The organism is Pirellulales bacterium (assembly GCA_036490175.1).
Classification (GTDB): Bacteria; Planctomycetota; Planctomycetia; order Pirellulales; family JACPPG01; genus JACPPG01.
This window is the reverse complement of sequence record DASXEJ010000140.1, coordinates 15521-29818: the sequence shown is the minus strand read 5'-3', so window position 1 is coordinate 29818 and position 14298 is coordinate 15521. Positions and strand designations below refer to the sequence as shown.

Below are 14298 nucleotides of genomic sequence, written 5' to 3'. Positions count from 1 at the left end.
ACTTGACGTTGGCAGGTCGTGGTGCGCTCGCATTTCCCTAAAAAACCAGGGTTTCTGTCCGTCTGGTCAAGTCGTGGTCGTCGTTTTTCGCAGCGGTGAATAATTCCATAAATTGAATAAATCGGCGCGGCCCGCCGTCAATCGCAAATCTGGCCGCCCTGAAAAATCACGCCGCGCTGCAAGCGCACGGCTGTATGTACGGCACAGTGCGATATCCCGCGCGGTGCTACACCGCACCCAGTGCATTCACACCATCCGCTTTCAGGGAGAGGGCTTTTTGCGCCCGCGCTTATGTTCTGGCACACACAAATGTTGTGGGCAAACGTTTATGCTATGCATGCGCGAATGCTATGCACGGGCATATACATCGCTGCGTCGAGCAAGGTTCAAATCCCCCTCGCTTTCAGGGAGGGGTTTGGGGAAAGTCTCCGCGTTCAGAGCCGAGCCGGTTGAAACTTGCATCGCGCGCAAAAAAAAACTGTCCGCGCTACCCGGTGACCGGCGTGTCAATACTCGGACGAACGCAAGGTCACGTCGGCGTGGGCCCAGGCTTTTTCGAATCGCTGCTGTGCCTCGGCGGCCTGCGGCGATTTTTGTGCCTTCAGGCTGGCTGCCAGGCCGAATAGCGACCAGCCGTTTTCTGGATGCTCGGCCAGTTCTTGGCGATAAACGGCTTCGGCCTCTTTCGCCCGTCCGGCCGACAGCAGCACGGCGCCCAACGATTGCCGCACCGGGTAATACCAAGGGGGCGGCTCGTCGTATTGCAGCGCGTCCTGCACGGCGATTGCTTTTTCTAGATGGGCCACGGCCTCGTCGATCTTGCCCTGCTGTGCGGCTAGCTTGCCGTCGAGGATTTCCGCGGCGATTTCCAACAGGCTGGTCATCGGGTGGCGGATGGCGAGGCGCTCGGGCGGAATGGTCGACTGGATCTCGCGCAGTTGTTTCAACTCGGCGCGGGCATCCTCCGCGCGATTGGTCGCGGCCATGGCCATGCCGTGGGCAAAATGCCAGATACCGGTCGCGTAGGGAAAGTCTGCTGGCGGCGCAGGACTTTTGAACACGTCATCCCACATGCCAAATCGTACCAAGGTGAAGAGCCGCGTCGGCACGAACGCTTCTATCATCGGCATCTCGCGGACCATATCTTCGGTCATCAGGGCGCTTAACTCGTCGGCCGCCTTGAGGGCCTCGGCGCGGCGACCTTGCCAACACAACGTGGACCATAGGAAATGAATATTGTGGGGATAGTACATCATCGGATAGATCCCCTCGGGCTGGCACTTGGCGATATAAGTGCGGTCCGCCGCGACGGCCTGCCGATTATTCTCGGCCGCATCCGCATATCGCCCCAGCCGCAAGTAGATGTGGGCCGGCATGTGTACCATGTGTCCGGCAGCCGGCATCAGGGCCGGCAATCGCTCGGCACTGGGCAGGCCTCGCTCGGGCTGCCGAGACGCCTCGACGGCGTGTATGTAGAAATGATTCGCGCCGGGATGCTTGGGATTCTTGGCTAGCACGCCCTCGAGCGTGGCCACGATTTCTTCCGTGCCTGGCTGCGGCAGCCCCTCGTGGGTCCACAGATCCCAGGGACGCAAGTCCATCAGCGCCTCGGCATAAAGCGTGGCCGCGTCGAGATCGTCGGGATACTTTTTGGCCAGCTCGCGCATCGCGTCGGCATAGGCCTGATCCAGTTGCTTACGATCTTCGGTCTCGGAGTTCGCCACGTAACGGTGCGCCAGGGCGGCTATGTAGTCCTGTTCGGCGGGGGTCGCATGCCGGCCATAACGCTGCGCCTTTTCGATGGCAGCATACGCTTCGGCATCGCGCTCGGGATCGGCTTCGAGGTTGTAGTTAGGCCCCAAGGCATAGGCGATTCCCCATTGGGCCATCGGACAAAACGGATCGACATCCTCAATGGCCCGGAAGGCGCGGATGGCTTCGTTGTGATTGAACGCGAACAGCAGTCGCAATCCCTGGTTGAAGAATGCTTGCGATTGGAAGGCCGCAGTGGTGATCTTGTGGTGATGGTCTCCCAGACCATCGAGCAAGACGACCTTGTCTTTCTTCGCTAGGTGCTGCGCTGCGAGCGGCGACGTGACCAGAGACGCCACGACCAGCGACGACAGCGCGAGGAACCTGAGAACGGTCGGCGGCAAAAGCAATCGGAATATGGCCATGATGGATTTCCCCCGAAATACCCAACCTGTGCGTGCGGGACAGCGACGACTTTCTACGACGTGCGCGACTTTGCCACGATGCGGGATGCGCAGGCGGGCGTCAAGTAAGTCCGGCTAGATATCCGAGCCTAAGGGCCTGTCGCGGAAGGGGTCTGCACGACTGTTTTGCTGCGCCGAACCCTGCACCAAAATAGAGAGCCCCCGGGTAACTCTTGCGAATGACCCGGGGGCGGCGCGGGGGGAAATGAACCGTTGTACGAGTGAGCCGGTGGCCACAAAGGAGTCTTCGTTGTGCCGCCTCAGGGTATGTCTCGTCTGTGCTGTGTGGCAGAGGACCTTTTGTTCTCACGAGTTCCAACGGTCGGTCAGGTTGTATTCGAGGGTGACGATCAACCTGACGCTGGCAGAATATAGATGCTCTTTGTTGGAGAATGATCAGGGACCCATTAGATTCGCATGTAATCTGCTAGCACGCTGACGGATTACGACTCCGCCGCAGCGCGCGAAGAGGAGTAAATGCGTCCGTGCCAATAAAAAAGGCCGGGCGGGAAAAATCCCGACCGGCCTGGAAAGGCATTGGTTAAGCCGAACTCGCCACGCGACTAATCTAAAAAGCCCGACAGCTCTTGGCTGCGGCTGGGCTGCTGCAGCTTGCGCACCGCCTTGGCTTCGATCTGACGAATACGCTCGCGTGTGACCTTGAAGATGTGCCCGACTTCTTCCAGGGTATAGCTGTAGCCATCCCCTAGTCCGTAGCGGAGCTTGATGATCTCGCGCTCGCGATAGCTGAGCGTCTTCAGCACTTTGTTGATCCGACCGCGGAGCATCTCTTGCGCCGCGCCAATGGCCGGGCTCTCGACGCCTGCGTCGGGAAGCAAATCGCCGAAGTGGCTGTCCTCGCTATTGCCCACCGGCCGGTCGAGGCTGATCGGGTAGCGGCTCATGGCCATCACGCGACGCGCTTCGTCGACTGCGGTGCCGGCCGCTTTGGCCGTTTCTTCGATCGTCGGCTCGCGTCCCAGTTCTTGCAGCAACTGCCGCGACACATTGCGCACCTTGGACATGGTCTCGACCATGTGTACTGGAATGCGAATCGTGCGGCTTTGATCCGCAACGGCCCGGGTGATCGCCTGGCGAATCCACCACGTGGCGTAGGTGCAGAATTTGAAGCCGCGGCGATACTCGAACTTGTCGACGGCGCGCATCAGGCCGGCGTTGCCTTCCTGGATCAGATCCAAGAAGCTCAGGCCGCGATTGCGATACTTCTTGGCGATCGACACAACCAATCGCAAGTTGCCTTCCGATAGACCACGCTTGGCACGTTGATACTGGGTATATACGGCCTTTAGGTATTGCACCCGCCGGCGAAGGCTGGTGGGAGTTTCCTGAGTGGCTTGCAGGATCGAGCGGAACTCAGCCAATAGAGTCTGCCGATCCGCAGCGGGGCTACGCGCCTTGCGGCTGGCTTCGATCTTGGCCTGCAACTCGTCCACGCGGCGACTGAAGTCTTCCAAAGTCTTGATGCTGGATTCGATGCGCTGCGTGCGCAGTCCCAATTCTTCGACTAGTCGCACGGCGCGCAGTCGACGACGACCCAGGCGGCGCCACGCATCGCGGCGCTCGCTCATGCGGAGCGACTTCTTGGTGGCCAGGCGGTAGTCGCGCTTGTTGCGCTGCAGCAGGATCTCGACCGTCTTCAAGTTGTGCGGAAAACGTCCAAGGATCTGCTCCTTCTCCAGGCGGTCCGTCACCGACACCTGCACGGTGCGGTCGAACGGCAGCTCGCCCAGATAGACCCGCTTCAGGACCTTCACGGCGTGCTGGATCACATAATCGCATTCCAGCAACTTGCGCCGAAAACGAGCCCGAGTGATTTCGATTTCTTTGGCCAGGGCAATTTCCTGCTGCCGGGTCAACAACGGTATCTCACCCATCTGCGTGAGATACATGCGCACGGGGTCGTCCGACCACGATTCGTGATCGTCACCGACCGCTAACAGTAGGTCTTCTGCCTTCGGCTCCCCATCATCCTCTGGGTCAAGCTCGCAAACGACATCGTCTGGAACTTCGTCGTCGTCGACGTCCACGGCCTTGTCAGCAAGGTCCACGGTTTCGTCCGTGTTGGGCGTGCGGTCGTCCTCCAATTCGTCCAACAGTGCGTCGTACAATGCAACACTCCTACAACGTGAGGCGGGATGGTGGGTGCTCAGACAAGGGGCTGTGCCTAGCCGTTACCCAGGGGCGGTTCGTATCGCAAGGCGCGCGGTTTATACATCAAGGCGCAAGGTGGGCGCGCGCCGTGTGCGGAAGTTACGACATCAGGATGCAGCACAACCCTCGATCCGAGCAATTATCTCAAGTTCGGCCTCGAAAAGCCACCAAATTCTAACACCATTTTCAATTCCGACTTCTCCCGTGCCACGCTTGGAAGAAGATCGCGTTAAGGTAAGAAATGACGCGGCAGGAGGCATGAAATCCGCGCGGTTTTGGAACGCATCTTTCCCATATTAACATGGCTCGCATCCTGTCCCCCCCGCCCAGAGGAGAGCGACGACCCAGCCTGCGCTGCTGGGGAGCCAACAGCGACCAATATTCGCTGGTGGACACTTGGAACGACTTTGAGCGCGCAAGACAACCACTGGCGGCCAGCGACTCCCCATTTGTTCATGGATGAGCGCCGGGCAACCCTAGAAATCGCCTCGGCCAGCCGAGGACTAGGAGCTAAATCTCCGAACGACTTACAATTCCCAATTTCACATCCCAAAGCCCAATCCGCCGGGCTAGGCGCAGGGCATCACGCGGGCTGTCCGGAAGCCGACGGCATCCCGGATAAGTTCCCACGAGCGATCGCGTGGCCCCCCGCGGTTGAACCCGGCCGATCTTTCTACAGCAGACCTTTCAAGGCCTTCAGGGGCGCCTCGTAATTCGGCTCTTGGGCTACTTCCTTGACGTTCTCGGCGTAAACGACCTTGCCGTCCTTATCCAGAACAAAGGTGGCGCGGGCGAGGATCTTCAGCTCGTCGATCAGTAGTCCCCAGTTCTGCCCGAAGCTGCGGTCCTGGTAGTCGCTCGCGCTTTTCAAATTCGTGATACCTTCGGCGCCGCAAAACCGGTTCTGGGCAAAGGGCAGGTCCAGGCTGACCGTGAGTGCGTTGATCTTGTCGCCGAGCGCACCCAGTTCCTGATTAAACGTCCTGGTCTGCTTCTGGCAAACCGGTGTGTCCAACGACGGAACGACGCTAATGATCGTCGGCTTGCCCTTCAAATCGGCGAGCGTGATCTTCTGCAGCGCGCCGTCGGCAAAACGGTGCAGAGTGAAGGCGGGCGCTTGCTGGCCGACTTTCACTTCCTCGCCGACGAGAGTCATCGGATTGCCCTTGAACGTTACAGCTCCATGACGCGACATCGTGTATTCCTCCAAGACTAGGTTCAGCGGAATGTCTCTGGGGGCAGTGCGCCCCGAGAAGCAACGTGGTCTGGTGTCGGTTGGCGATAGGCAGATAGTCTGCCTGCCTAGCGGCACTGTGTTGTCGTTTGGTGCCTAGCGGCACTCTCGGGCGGCTTGCCTGTCGGCACTGCTTGTACGATTGCTAGCAGATCGACAGCCTGCCAAGCGGACACCGTAGTATCCGGTTTTTGCTAGCTGCTTCAAGGGCCGCGCCGGCTCGTTATGTGGAACGTCGCCAGTTGTCCGGCCGCGAGGAATATCTATGATTGCCCATTGAGGAGCGGAGCTCAGGGGTTACGGTCCTCGGTCGTAAAAAAGGAATGGCGGCCATGATCGACGTTGCTGGCGGATGGGCTCTGGAGGTTGAGCGAGGGCCCGACTGGTTGTTCGTCAGGCTCAACGCGGCGCCCGAAGGTTGGTGGCAGGCTCCGCCCCTGGCCGAATGCATCTGGTCTCTGTTGCAACAACATTTCGTCTATCGAGTGGTGCTGGATTGTCAGGCCATTCAGCGGTTCTCGAGCCCCGTCATGTCGCAACTGGTGTTGCTGCGCAACAGAATTGACGCGCGCGGAGGTGTGATCCGACTGTGCGGATTATCGCCAAGCAATCAAGAGGCGATCGAGCATTGCGGGCTCGAACACTTTTTTCCGCACTATGCCGATCGCGAACATGCGGTCATGACGAATCGACCTCCCCAGCCGCGATAAGAGCCCATTTGCGTGACGACTCTTCGTCGCATGTTCGTGGCAACGGTACTGGCATGGCGAGGATTCAGTATTGGGCAGTTCTAATTGGGCCGCTGGCTTGCGTTGCAACGCCGCGGCCATTAAAGAGGACGCTCTGCCTTTGCCTGCTGGCGTTGCTCGCGGCCGCTAATTGCCGCCGGCCGCCATGCTGCACAATGCCCTCCGCCAAGATCGCGAGCGCCGCCAACCACATGCTCATCTATTGCATTCGTCACGGAGAGAGTTGTTACAACGCTGAGGGGCGTCTGCAGGGGCAATCGGACACGCCCCTGTCGGAGCTTGGCTTACGACAGGCCGCGGCCATCGCGGTGGCGCTTGGCAACCAGCCGATCAGGGCCCTCTTCGCGAGCCCGCTCCCCAGGGCCAGGCAATCTGCCGAGCCACTGGCCGAGGCTCTGGGCGTGCCGGTGACGGCGGATCCTCGGCTAATGGAAATCCATGTCGGCATCTTTCAGGATTTGCTTCATCAGGAAATTCCCGACCGTTATCCGGCAGAGACCGCCGCCTGGCGTTCTTCGGATCCTGACTATCGCATACCTGGCGGCGAAAGCCGCCATGATTTGATGGTCCGTGCACGCGCCGCCTTCGAGGCCATCCGCGCCACCGAGCACGAGCAAGTGGCCATCGTGTCGCACGGCGGGCTGCTGGCCTCGGCATTCAAGGCGCTGCTCGAAGTGCCCGCACGACGCAACCCTTTTCCGCTCTACAACGCGTCGATCAGTCAACTGGTGTGGAAGAACGAGCCGAAGATACTCACGCTCAATGATGTCGAGCACTTGCGCGCGGCCGGCTGCGAGTTGCTCTCGACGCGCGCAGAATTCTTTTAGGACGGGCTTCGCCCGAGCGACGGCGCATGATCGAGCGCGTACTACCCGTGCAGCTTGGTGAGCAGCTTGACGAGCTTGGCGCCCAGCGCGGCGACGCGCTCTTGCAGGGCGTTGTCCTTGAGCTTGCCGTCTTCCAGGAACGCCGTGTGCGCGCTCATCACCGCGATCTGGTCCGGTATGACAAGTACGTTGATATTGCCCAGCACCGCCCGTAGGTGAACCAGGCCGCGCAGGCCCCCCAGCGCCCCGGGTGACGCGCTCATGATCGCGGCCGTCTTTCCCGTGAAGCAAGCCAAAGGGGCTTCGCCTGGTACCGGGCGCGAAGCCCAGTCGATGGCATTTTTCAACACGGCGGAAAACGAACTGTTGTATTCCGGCGAGGAGATCAAAAACCCCTGGTGCGAAAGCATCAGGTCTTTGAGCCGGCGCGCTCCCGGCGGCAATCCCGCGCGCGTTTCCAGGTCTTCATCGTACAGCGGTAGCTCCAGATCGCGGAGGTCGATCCGCGTCACTTCGGCCCCGGCAGCTTGCGCGCCGGCGGCGGCGATTTTCACCAACCGCTTGTTGAACGAGGCCTCGCGCGTGCTGCCGGCCAGGGCTAGAACTTGGGGGACGTAACTCATCGACTTCCTTTTCGCGCCCCGAACTGTTTTTATGGGCCCCTGTCTCTCCCGCGCGGTGACACGCGATCGACTGGCCGTCGCCATTAGAGCCTCGGTCCGCTCACGGCGCCGGTTTGGGCGCTTTCTCCGTGTCGGCCGCGACAGTCCCTGACGCGTCACTGCCCGATGACGCCGGCTTCTCGATCGCATACAGGCTCAGATCGGTGCGGATCAGCAACTTGTCGCCTGCCACGGCCGGCGTGGCCAGGCACATCTGTTGGCCGAGCGAGTTGACTCTCAGGATCTCGAACTCACGGCCCGCCTTGACGACAAATGCATCCCCATATTCGTTCAGGCAAAAGATGTTGTCGTTGTAGGCCCACGGCGACGCCGTGAACGCACGACCATTGGGAAGCCGCTTCTTCTCATAGACGGCCACTCCTGTGTGGGCGTCGTAGCAAGAGAAAATGCCCAGGTCAGTCACGACATAGATCAAATCCTTGTAGAGCAAGATCGACGGATTGTAGGGCGCTGCTTTCCGCTGGCACCAGGCGATGAACTGGTTCGAGGTTTCATTTGTCCCGAGCGTGATGTCTCCGCTGGCTCCGGGGCGCACGGCCATGATCGGCTTCTTATGCCCCATCACGTGTCCCGAGCAGACATAAAGCAAATCTGCGCCGGCGACGGGTGTGGGGATGGCATTGCCAGACATGTCTCCCAGTTCCCAGAGTGGTTTGCCGTCCAGGTCGTACGATCGCACCATGTTGCTGCCGGAGACAATAATCTCGGTGCGTTTGGCATTCTGCCAGATGTAAGGCGTCGACCAGCTACTCTTTTCGGGTCGTGGAGTGCGCCACATCTCGGCGCCGGTCTTGGTATCGATGGCCAGCAGGAAGGACTGATCCTCGTTGTCGTTGACGATATACAAGCGATCCTCGTGCAGGGTTGGCGAGCTGCCCGTCCCCCAGCCAGAAGCCGTCTTGTACGCCCCCAGGGTGCGCGACCAAAGAAGCTTTCCGTCCAACGAATAGCAAAACACGCCCAGGTTGCCAAAATAAACGTAAACCCGCTCGCCGTCGGTGACGGGGGTTTCCGAGGCGAACGTGTTCTTCAGGTGAATCGATTCCGGCGGAATGCCTTGATGTGCGACCTCGTTCCACAAGACTTTGCCATCGGCAAGATCCAGGCACGCCACGTGCCACTCATGAGCGGTGGTGGGGGCGTCTGAACGATTGCCGCCCAGATAGAGCCCTCGCTTCTTGTCTTTCTCCTTTAACGTCTCATCGTTCGTCACGGTGCTGACGAACACACGATTGCCCCACACGATGGGGGAAGACCAGCCGCGACCGGCAATGTCTGTTTTCCAGGCAATGTTTTCCGTGTCACTCCAGGTATCTGGCAGCTGCGGATTGTCCGAGGTGCCCAGCGATAGAGGCCCGCGGAATTGCGGCCAATTGTTGTCGATCGCGCGGGCCGTGCCTGTCGCGACCAGAACGACTGTGAAGCAGAAAACGATCGCGCGCCGTGGGCCCGTCATGCGAGGTCCCTTTTAATGAGAATGAGGAGAATGCGCCGCGAACGGATGTGGTCGCGCCATCAGCGTGACCGTGGGGGCGCTATAGGTCAAGTACGAGATGTCTGCCGACGGCGATTGCGCGCGCCGCAACTTTGACGCGACTTGCAAACCAAAGGGGGAGCGATAAAGTACGAAGGTGTGAATATAGATAAAATGCGTCATTTACACAATATTATAGTGGCCACTTGGTATAAGGTGAGCTGTTGCTATTGGGCGAGACTGCGTTTTTTTCCATGTCTGATAGGCGGCGCCTCGCTGTGTTTGGCATGCAAGCATGAAAGTTGTTTGAAACCGCGCGTCCAACGTGGTAGTCTTTTTTGGATGGTTGGCTAGCTAAGCGCCGCGTCCGCGACTGCGTGGGACCAAGAAAGCCGGACGCATGGGACTTCTGCTAGCGCTGTTCAGAGCAAGTGCTAAGAACGGATGACTTCTTGGCGTACTACCTACCTGCCTTGCTCGCGAACGACGTCTCTCCCACCTGTACCGAAACTTTCTTGGATAGAGAGTTAGAGGCCCACGCTTGCGCCTGCAGGCTGGGGGCCACGATCGGGGCTCCGGCCAGGCTCTTGCCCCCGGCAACAACCTATCGAGAATAACGGCAGAGTGCTGCAATGCGTGCATTGAGGCAAAGCCTGCCGAACAATCGTCGCTAAAAAACCTTTCGCCCAGGCAACTGTCGCCTGAGCGTTGTATGTTTTCTTGCGGGAGTCGACTAGCTGTGCTTGATCAAACTCGCGGATCGTTCTTTGGCCCCCCGAATCTGGTAGACCTGTTGCGGCACTTGGCCGCGCACAAGGCCGACGATATGGCCTTTACCTATTTAGCGGATGGGGAAGTAGAAGAGGTTCCGATAACTTACGGTGAACTCGACCGACAAGCGCGGGCGATCGCCGCCTGGTTACAGGCACACGGACTACAGGGCCAGCGTGCACTGCTGCTGTATCCGCCCGGTTTGGAATTCATTGCTAGCTTCTTCGGCTGCCAGTACGCAGGCGTGGTGGCCGTGCCGGCCTATCCGCCGCGGATGAACCGATCTTTGACACGCATCCAGGCGATCGCCGCCGATTGCGATGCGCGTGTGGCGCTGACGACGAGTGCTGTCTTAGAGCGGGTTCAACCGCTGTTGAAGCACAGCCGCGACCTGATGAAAGTCAGCTGGCGGGCCACCGACGAACCGCACGGCGGCATTGAATCGGCTTGGGAATACCCAGACATCGGCCCGGGCACGCTAGCGTTCTTGCAATACACCTCGGGATCGACCGGTCGTCCGAAGGGGGTGATGCTGACCCACGGCAATCTGATTCACAATTCGGGGCTGATCAAGCATCTCTACGAGCAAAGCTCGCGTACCGGGAGCGCCGTATTCTGGCTGCCCAGCTATCACGACATGGGGTTGATCGGGGGTATCCTGCAGCCGATGTTCATCGGACGGCCGAATGTGCTCATGTCTCCGGTGGCGTTTTTGCAGAAGCCATTGCGATGGTTGCAAGCCATCTCGCGCTATCGGGCTACGATCAGCGGCGGGCCGAATTTCGCCTACGACTTGTGCGTGCGGAAAACGACGCCCGAACAACGGGCCGAGTTGGACCTCAGTCAGTGGTCGCTAGCATTCAACGGCGCAGAACCGGTTCGCGCCGAGACGATCGACCGATTCAGCGAAGCGTTCGAGTCCTGTGGCTTCCGGCGCGAGGCGTTCTATCCGTGTTACGGCTTGGCCGAGGCCACGCTGATCGTCTCGGGTGGCTACAAGGACGCCCTGCCGGTGATCCGCGCCTATCGGCCCGAAGGTTTAGAGAACGGCCAGGCCCAGGTCGTCGACGAGTCCGACGGGCGCTGCCTGGTGGGCTCGGGCGAAACGGCGCCAGACCAACAAACAGTGATCGCCGATCCCGAATCGTTGATCCGCTGTCCCGACGGCAAGATTGGCGAAGTGTGGGTCAAAGGCCCCAGTGTCGCGCTCGGATACTGGAATCGTCCGGAAGAGACGGGCAATGTATTTCGTGCCCATTTGGCCGATACAGGCGAGGGCCCTTTCTTGCGCACCGGCGATCTCGGATTCTTCGATCGGGGTGAGTTATTCATCACCGGCCGCCTGAAGGACCTGATCATCATTCGCGGACTGAACCACTATCCGAACGACATCGAACAAACGGTCGAGCACGCTCACAGCGGGATTCGCCCCAGCTGCATCGCCACGTTTACGATCGATGACGAAGAGACACCGCGGCTGGTCGTGGCTTGCGAAGTAGATCGTGGCGGTCGCAGCCAAGCCAATGCCATCATCGAGACGATTCGTCGCGACGTTTCGCGAGAGCACGAGTTGATCGTGGATTGCGTCGTCCTGTTGAAGTCGGGCGGGATTCCCAAAACGTCGAGCGGAAAAATTCAGCGTAATGCCTGCCGTGCGGCGCTCGTGGGTGGAACGTTGGACATCGTGGCCCGCTGGGACGCCGTTCCCCAAGAGAAGGCCGACGAGGCCCTCACTACTTCTGGCAGCAATGGCCACAGTTCTGCCAAGCGCACGAACGGCCGCGTTGCCAACACGGCCGGAGAATCGTGCACGCTTTCTACCCCGAAGTCGGCGGCAGAAACGTTCCAAAGCTTGTCGGCCGGGTTGCTGGGACACAACGGCGTGGGGCACGTTCCCCATGTCGCCAACGGCAATGGCTCAGCGCGAAACGGCAATGGGCACGCGGCGTCCGCGATTGACAAGTCGGAAGCCGTGATCGAAGAGGTTCGCCGCATCGCCAAAGACCGCGCCGCGGACCTATCGCTCGACACCACGATTAGCGACCTTGGACTCGATTCGCTCGAGCGGATGGAGATTCTGGCCTCGCTCGAAGAGCGCTTCGGTGGACGCTTCCCGGAAGATGTCATGCCCGAGCTGGAAACCTGCCGCCAGGTGCTCGAAGCGGCCGAGATCTATTTGGGTAGCGGAACGAAAAAGTCACGCCACCAGGAAGCCCAAGTGATTCCGCAGGAAAGCTACTGCTTTGACAAGTTCCCCGAGTATCTGAAGCTGAAACAGAGTCTGGACTTGCTGGAAGAGACAGGGTTGGCCAATCCGTTCTTTCACCTGCACGAACAGGTGGCCACCGACACGACCGTGGTTGGCGGACGCGAGCTAATCAATTTTTCCAGCTTCAATTACCTCGGTATGTCGGGCGATGGTACAGTCGCCAAGGCCGCCAAAGAAGCCATCGACCAATACGGCACATCGGTCTCGGCCAGCCGCCTGGTGTCTGGCAACAAGGTCGTGCACCGCGATCTGGAATTGGCGATCGCCGACATGATCGGCGCCGAAGACTCGATCGTATTTGTCGGCGGACATGCCACCAACGAAACCACGGTGGGCCATTTGTTTGGTCCCGGCGACCTGGTGCTGCACGACGCGCTGGCGCACAACAGCATTGTGCAGGGGTGCATCCTGTCCGGCGCGCGAAGGCGGCCGTTCCCGCACAATGACTGGCGGGCGGTCGACCGTCTGTTAACCGATTTACGCGGCGAGTATCGTCGCGTTTTGATCGCCGTCGAAGGCGTGTACAGCATGGATGGCGACATTCCTGATTTCCCCCGCTTCATCGAGGTCAAGAAACGCCACAACGCCTTCCTGATGGTGGACGAAGCACACTCAGTCGGCGTACTGGGCCGACGTGGTCGCGGCATCGGCGAGTATTACGACGTACATCCCGGCGATGTCGATTTGTGGATGGGCACGCTGAGCAAGGCCTTCGGCAGCTGCGGCGGCTACATTGCCGGTTGCCAGGCTGTGGTGCAGTATCTGAAGTACACCGCTCCGGGATTCGTCTTCAGCGTCGGTATCACGCCCTCGAACTCGGCGGCCGCACTGGCCGCCATCCGTTTGTTGGAGGACGAACCAGAACGGGTGTCCAATTTGCGGGCTCGCTCGCAATTGTTCTTGAATCTCGCCAAGTCGTGGGGCATGAACACGGGTTCCAGCAAGGACTCGCCCGTGGTCCCCATCATTTTGGGCAACTCGCTGCACTGCTTGGAAATGTCGCAGGCGATGGAGCGACGGGGAGTCAACGTCCAGCCGATTCTTCATCCGGCCGTCGAGGAAAAGGCCGCCAGGCTGCGGTTCTTCATCACCTCGATCCATACCGAAGAGCAGATCCGCTACACCGTCGAAACCCTGGCCGAAGAATTGGCCAAGATCGATCCGGGCTATATAAATCGCGGCTCTCCGGAGCCGGCCCACCGCGCGTCGCTGGAAAGCGTTTCGAGGTAAACCAGTAGTAGTTTCGGAGCGAATTCTGGTAGTGGCAGGGAGCATCGCTTCGCCACGGCCTGCGTCCATTGTCCGCCCGTGAACTCCGCCAGTGGGGGGACAGACCCATCGCTACAGTCGTTTGCCCGCTAACAATTGCGGACGAACGACTCGGCATGTTGCCAGCATTGCGGACTCGAGCGCAGAAATCGCGAGATTGTCCCCTACAGCGGTCCCGGGTAGGATGAGTGTGTCGTCCTGTTGTGGGGCCAGACGGCAGCGGGCCGTGTTGGCTGTACTAAATCTGCAACTCTTCGAGAAGGGTGGTCCGAGTGCTAACCGAGCAGGAAGTCGTGCGCAGCTGGCGGAAGATGTTCAAAGGCGGAGAGTATGATGAAGCCTCGCTGGTCAAGGCGGAAGCATTGCTCGACGAGCTTCGTCCGGAAAGCCCACTGCGCCATCGCTTGATGAGCGAGTTGGACGAGCTTCGCAAGTTGCGCAGTGCCGACGCTGTCTAAGTGTGAGCATTGTCCTTGGACGCTGTGAGATGAACTCGGCGCTCGCTGCGAAATTGACGCAATGCGAGCTGTCTATCGTTGCCGAACATCCGACTCGCATCCATTCGTGGTGAGCGTATGTGCCAAGCTTCCGCAACGAGCAGGAGCGCGGAACCGGAGGCACGGTCGGTCCCACA

General features: G+C 59.8%; 10 protein-coding genes. 4 read left to right on the top strand and 6 right to left on the bottom strand.

Going from position 1 to position 14298, the window contains the following annotated elements; all coding sequences use genetic code 11:
• Positions 1–506: 506 nt before the first annotated feature.
• The 3 genes from VGG64_10675 to tpx form a co-directional block, all read right to left on the bottom strand.
• Entirely contained in the window at positions 507–2177 is a 1671-nt protein-coding gene (locus VGG64_10675) for a hypothetical protein (protein HEY1600058.1), read from the bottom strand.
• Positions 2178–2779: 602 nt separating this feature from the next.
• Entirely contained in the window at positions 2780–4345 is a 1566-nt protein-coding gene (locus VGG64_10670) for a sigma-70 family RNA polymerase sigma factor (protein ID HEY1600057.1), read from the bottom strand.
• Between the two features lie 716 nt (positions 4346–5061).
• A complete protein-coding gene (tpx, locus tag VGG64_10665; GenBank protein ID HEY1600056.1) occupies positions 5062–5583 on the bottom strand; it encodes a thiol peroxidase in 522 nt (173 codons plus the stop codon).
• A gap of 371 nt (positions 5584–5954) precedes the next feature.
• Here tpx and VGG64_10660 point away from each other — a divergent pair, with 371 nt between their 5' ends.
• Together VGG64_10660 and VGG64_10655 are read left to right on the top strand one after the other, a co-directional pair.
• The gene (locus tag VGG64_10660) at positions 5955–6332 is read left to right on the top strand and encodes an STAS domain-containing protein (GenBank protein ID HEY1600055.1); all 378 of its coding nucleotides are present in this window, start codon (positions 5955–5957) and stop codon (positions 6330–6332) included.
• A 194-nt stretch (positions 6333–6526) separates the two neighbouring features.
• The gene (locus VGG64_10655) at positions 6527–7198 is read left to right on the top strand and encodes a histidine phosphatase family protein (GenBank protein ID HEY1600054.1); all 672 of its coding nucleotides are present in this window, start codon (positions 6527–6529) and stop codon (positions 7196–7198) included.
• A gap of 41 nt (positions 7199–7239) precedes the next feature.
• Here the strand turns inward: VGG64_10655 and VGG64_10650 are convergent, their stop codons facing one another.
• The 3 genes from VGG64_10650 to VGG64_10640 all read right to left on the bottom strand — a co-directional run bounded on the left by VGG64_10650 (position 7240) and on the right by VGG64_10640 (position 9538).
• Positions 7240–7821, bottom strand: a complete 582-nt coding sequence (locus tag VGG64_10650; GenBank protein ID HEY1600053.1) for an NAD(P)H-dependent oxidoreductase — start codon at positions 7819–7821, stop codon at positions 7240–7242.
• Between the two features lie 100 nt (positions 7822–7921).
• The gene (locus VGG64_10645) at positions 7922–9337 is read right to left on the bottom strand and encodes a PQQ-binding-like beta-propeller repeat protein (GenBank protein ID HEY1600052.1); all 1416 of its coding nucleotides are present in this window, start codon (positions 9335–9337) and stop codon (positions 7922–7924) included.
• Between the two features lie 12 nt (positions 9338–9349).
• Positions 9350–9538, bottom strand: coding sequence for a hypothetical protein (locus VGG64_10640; GenBank protein ID HEY1600051.1), 189 nt, complete (start codon positions 9536–9538; stop codon positions 9350–9352).
• A gap of 556 nt (positions 9539–10094) precedes the next feature.
• On the opposite strand from VGG64_10640, the gene VGG64_10635 reads away from it, so the two are divergent.
• Complete coding sequence (locus VGG64_10635; protein ID HEY1600050.1) at positions 10095–13625, top strand: aminotransferase class I/II-fold pyridoxal phosphate-dependent enzyme; 3531 nt, start codon at positions 10095–10097, stop codon at positions 13623–13625.
• Between the two features lie 311 nt (positions 13626–13936).
• The gene (locus VGG64_10630) at positions 13937–14122 is read left to right on the top strand and encodes a hypothetical protein (GenBank protein ID HEY1600049.1); all 186 of its coding nucleotides are present in this window, start codon (positions 13937–13939) and stop codon (positions 14120–14122) included.
• The last annotated feature ends 176 nt before the right edge of the window (positions 14123–14298 follow it).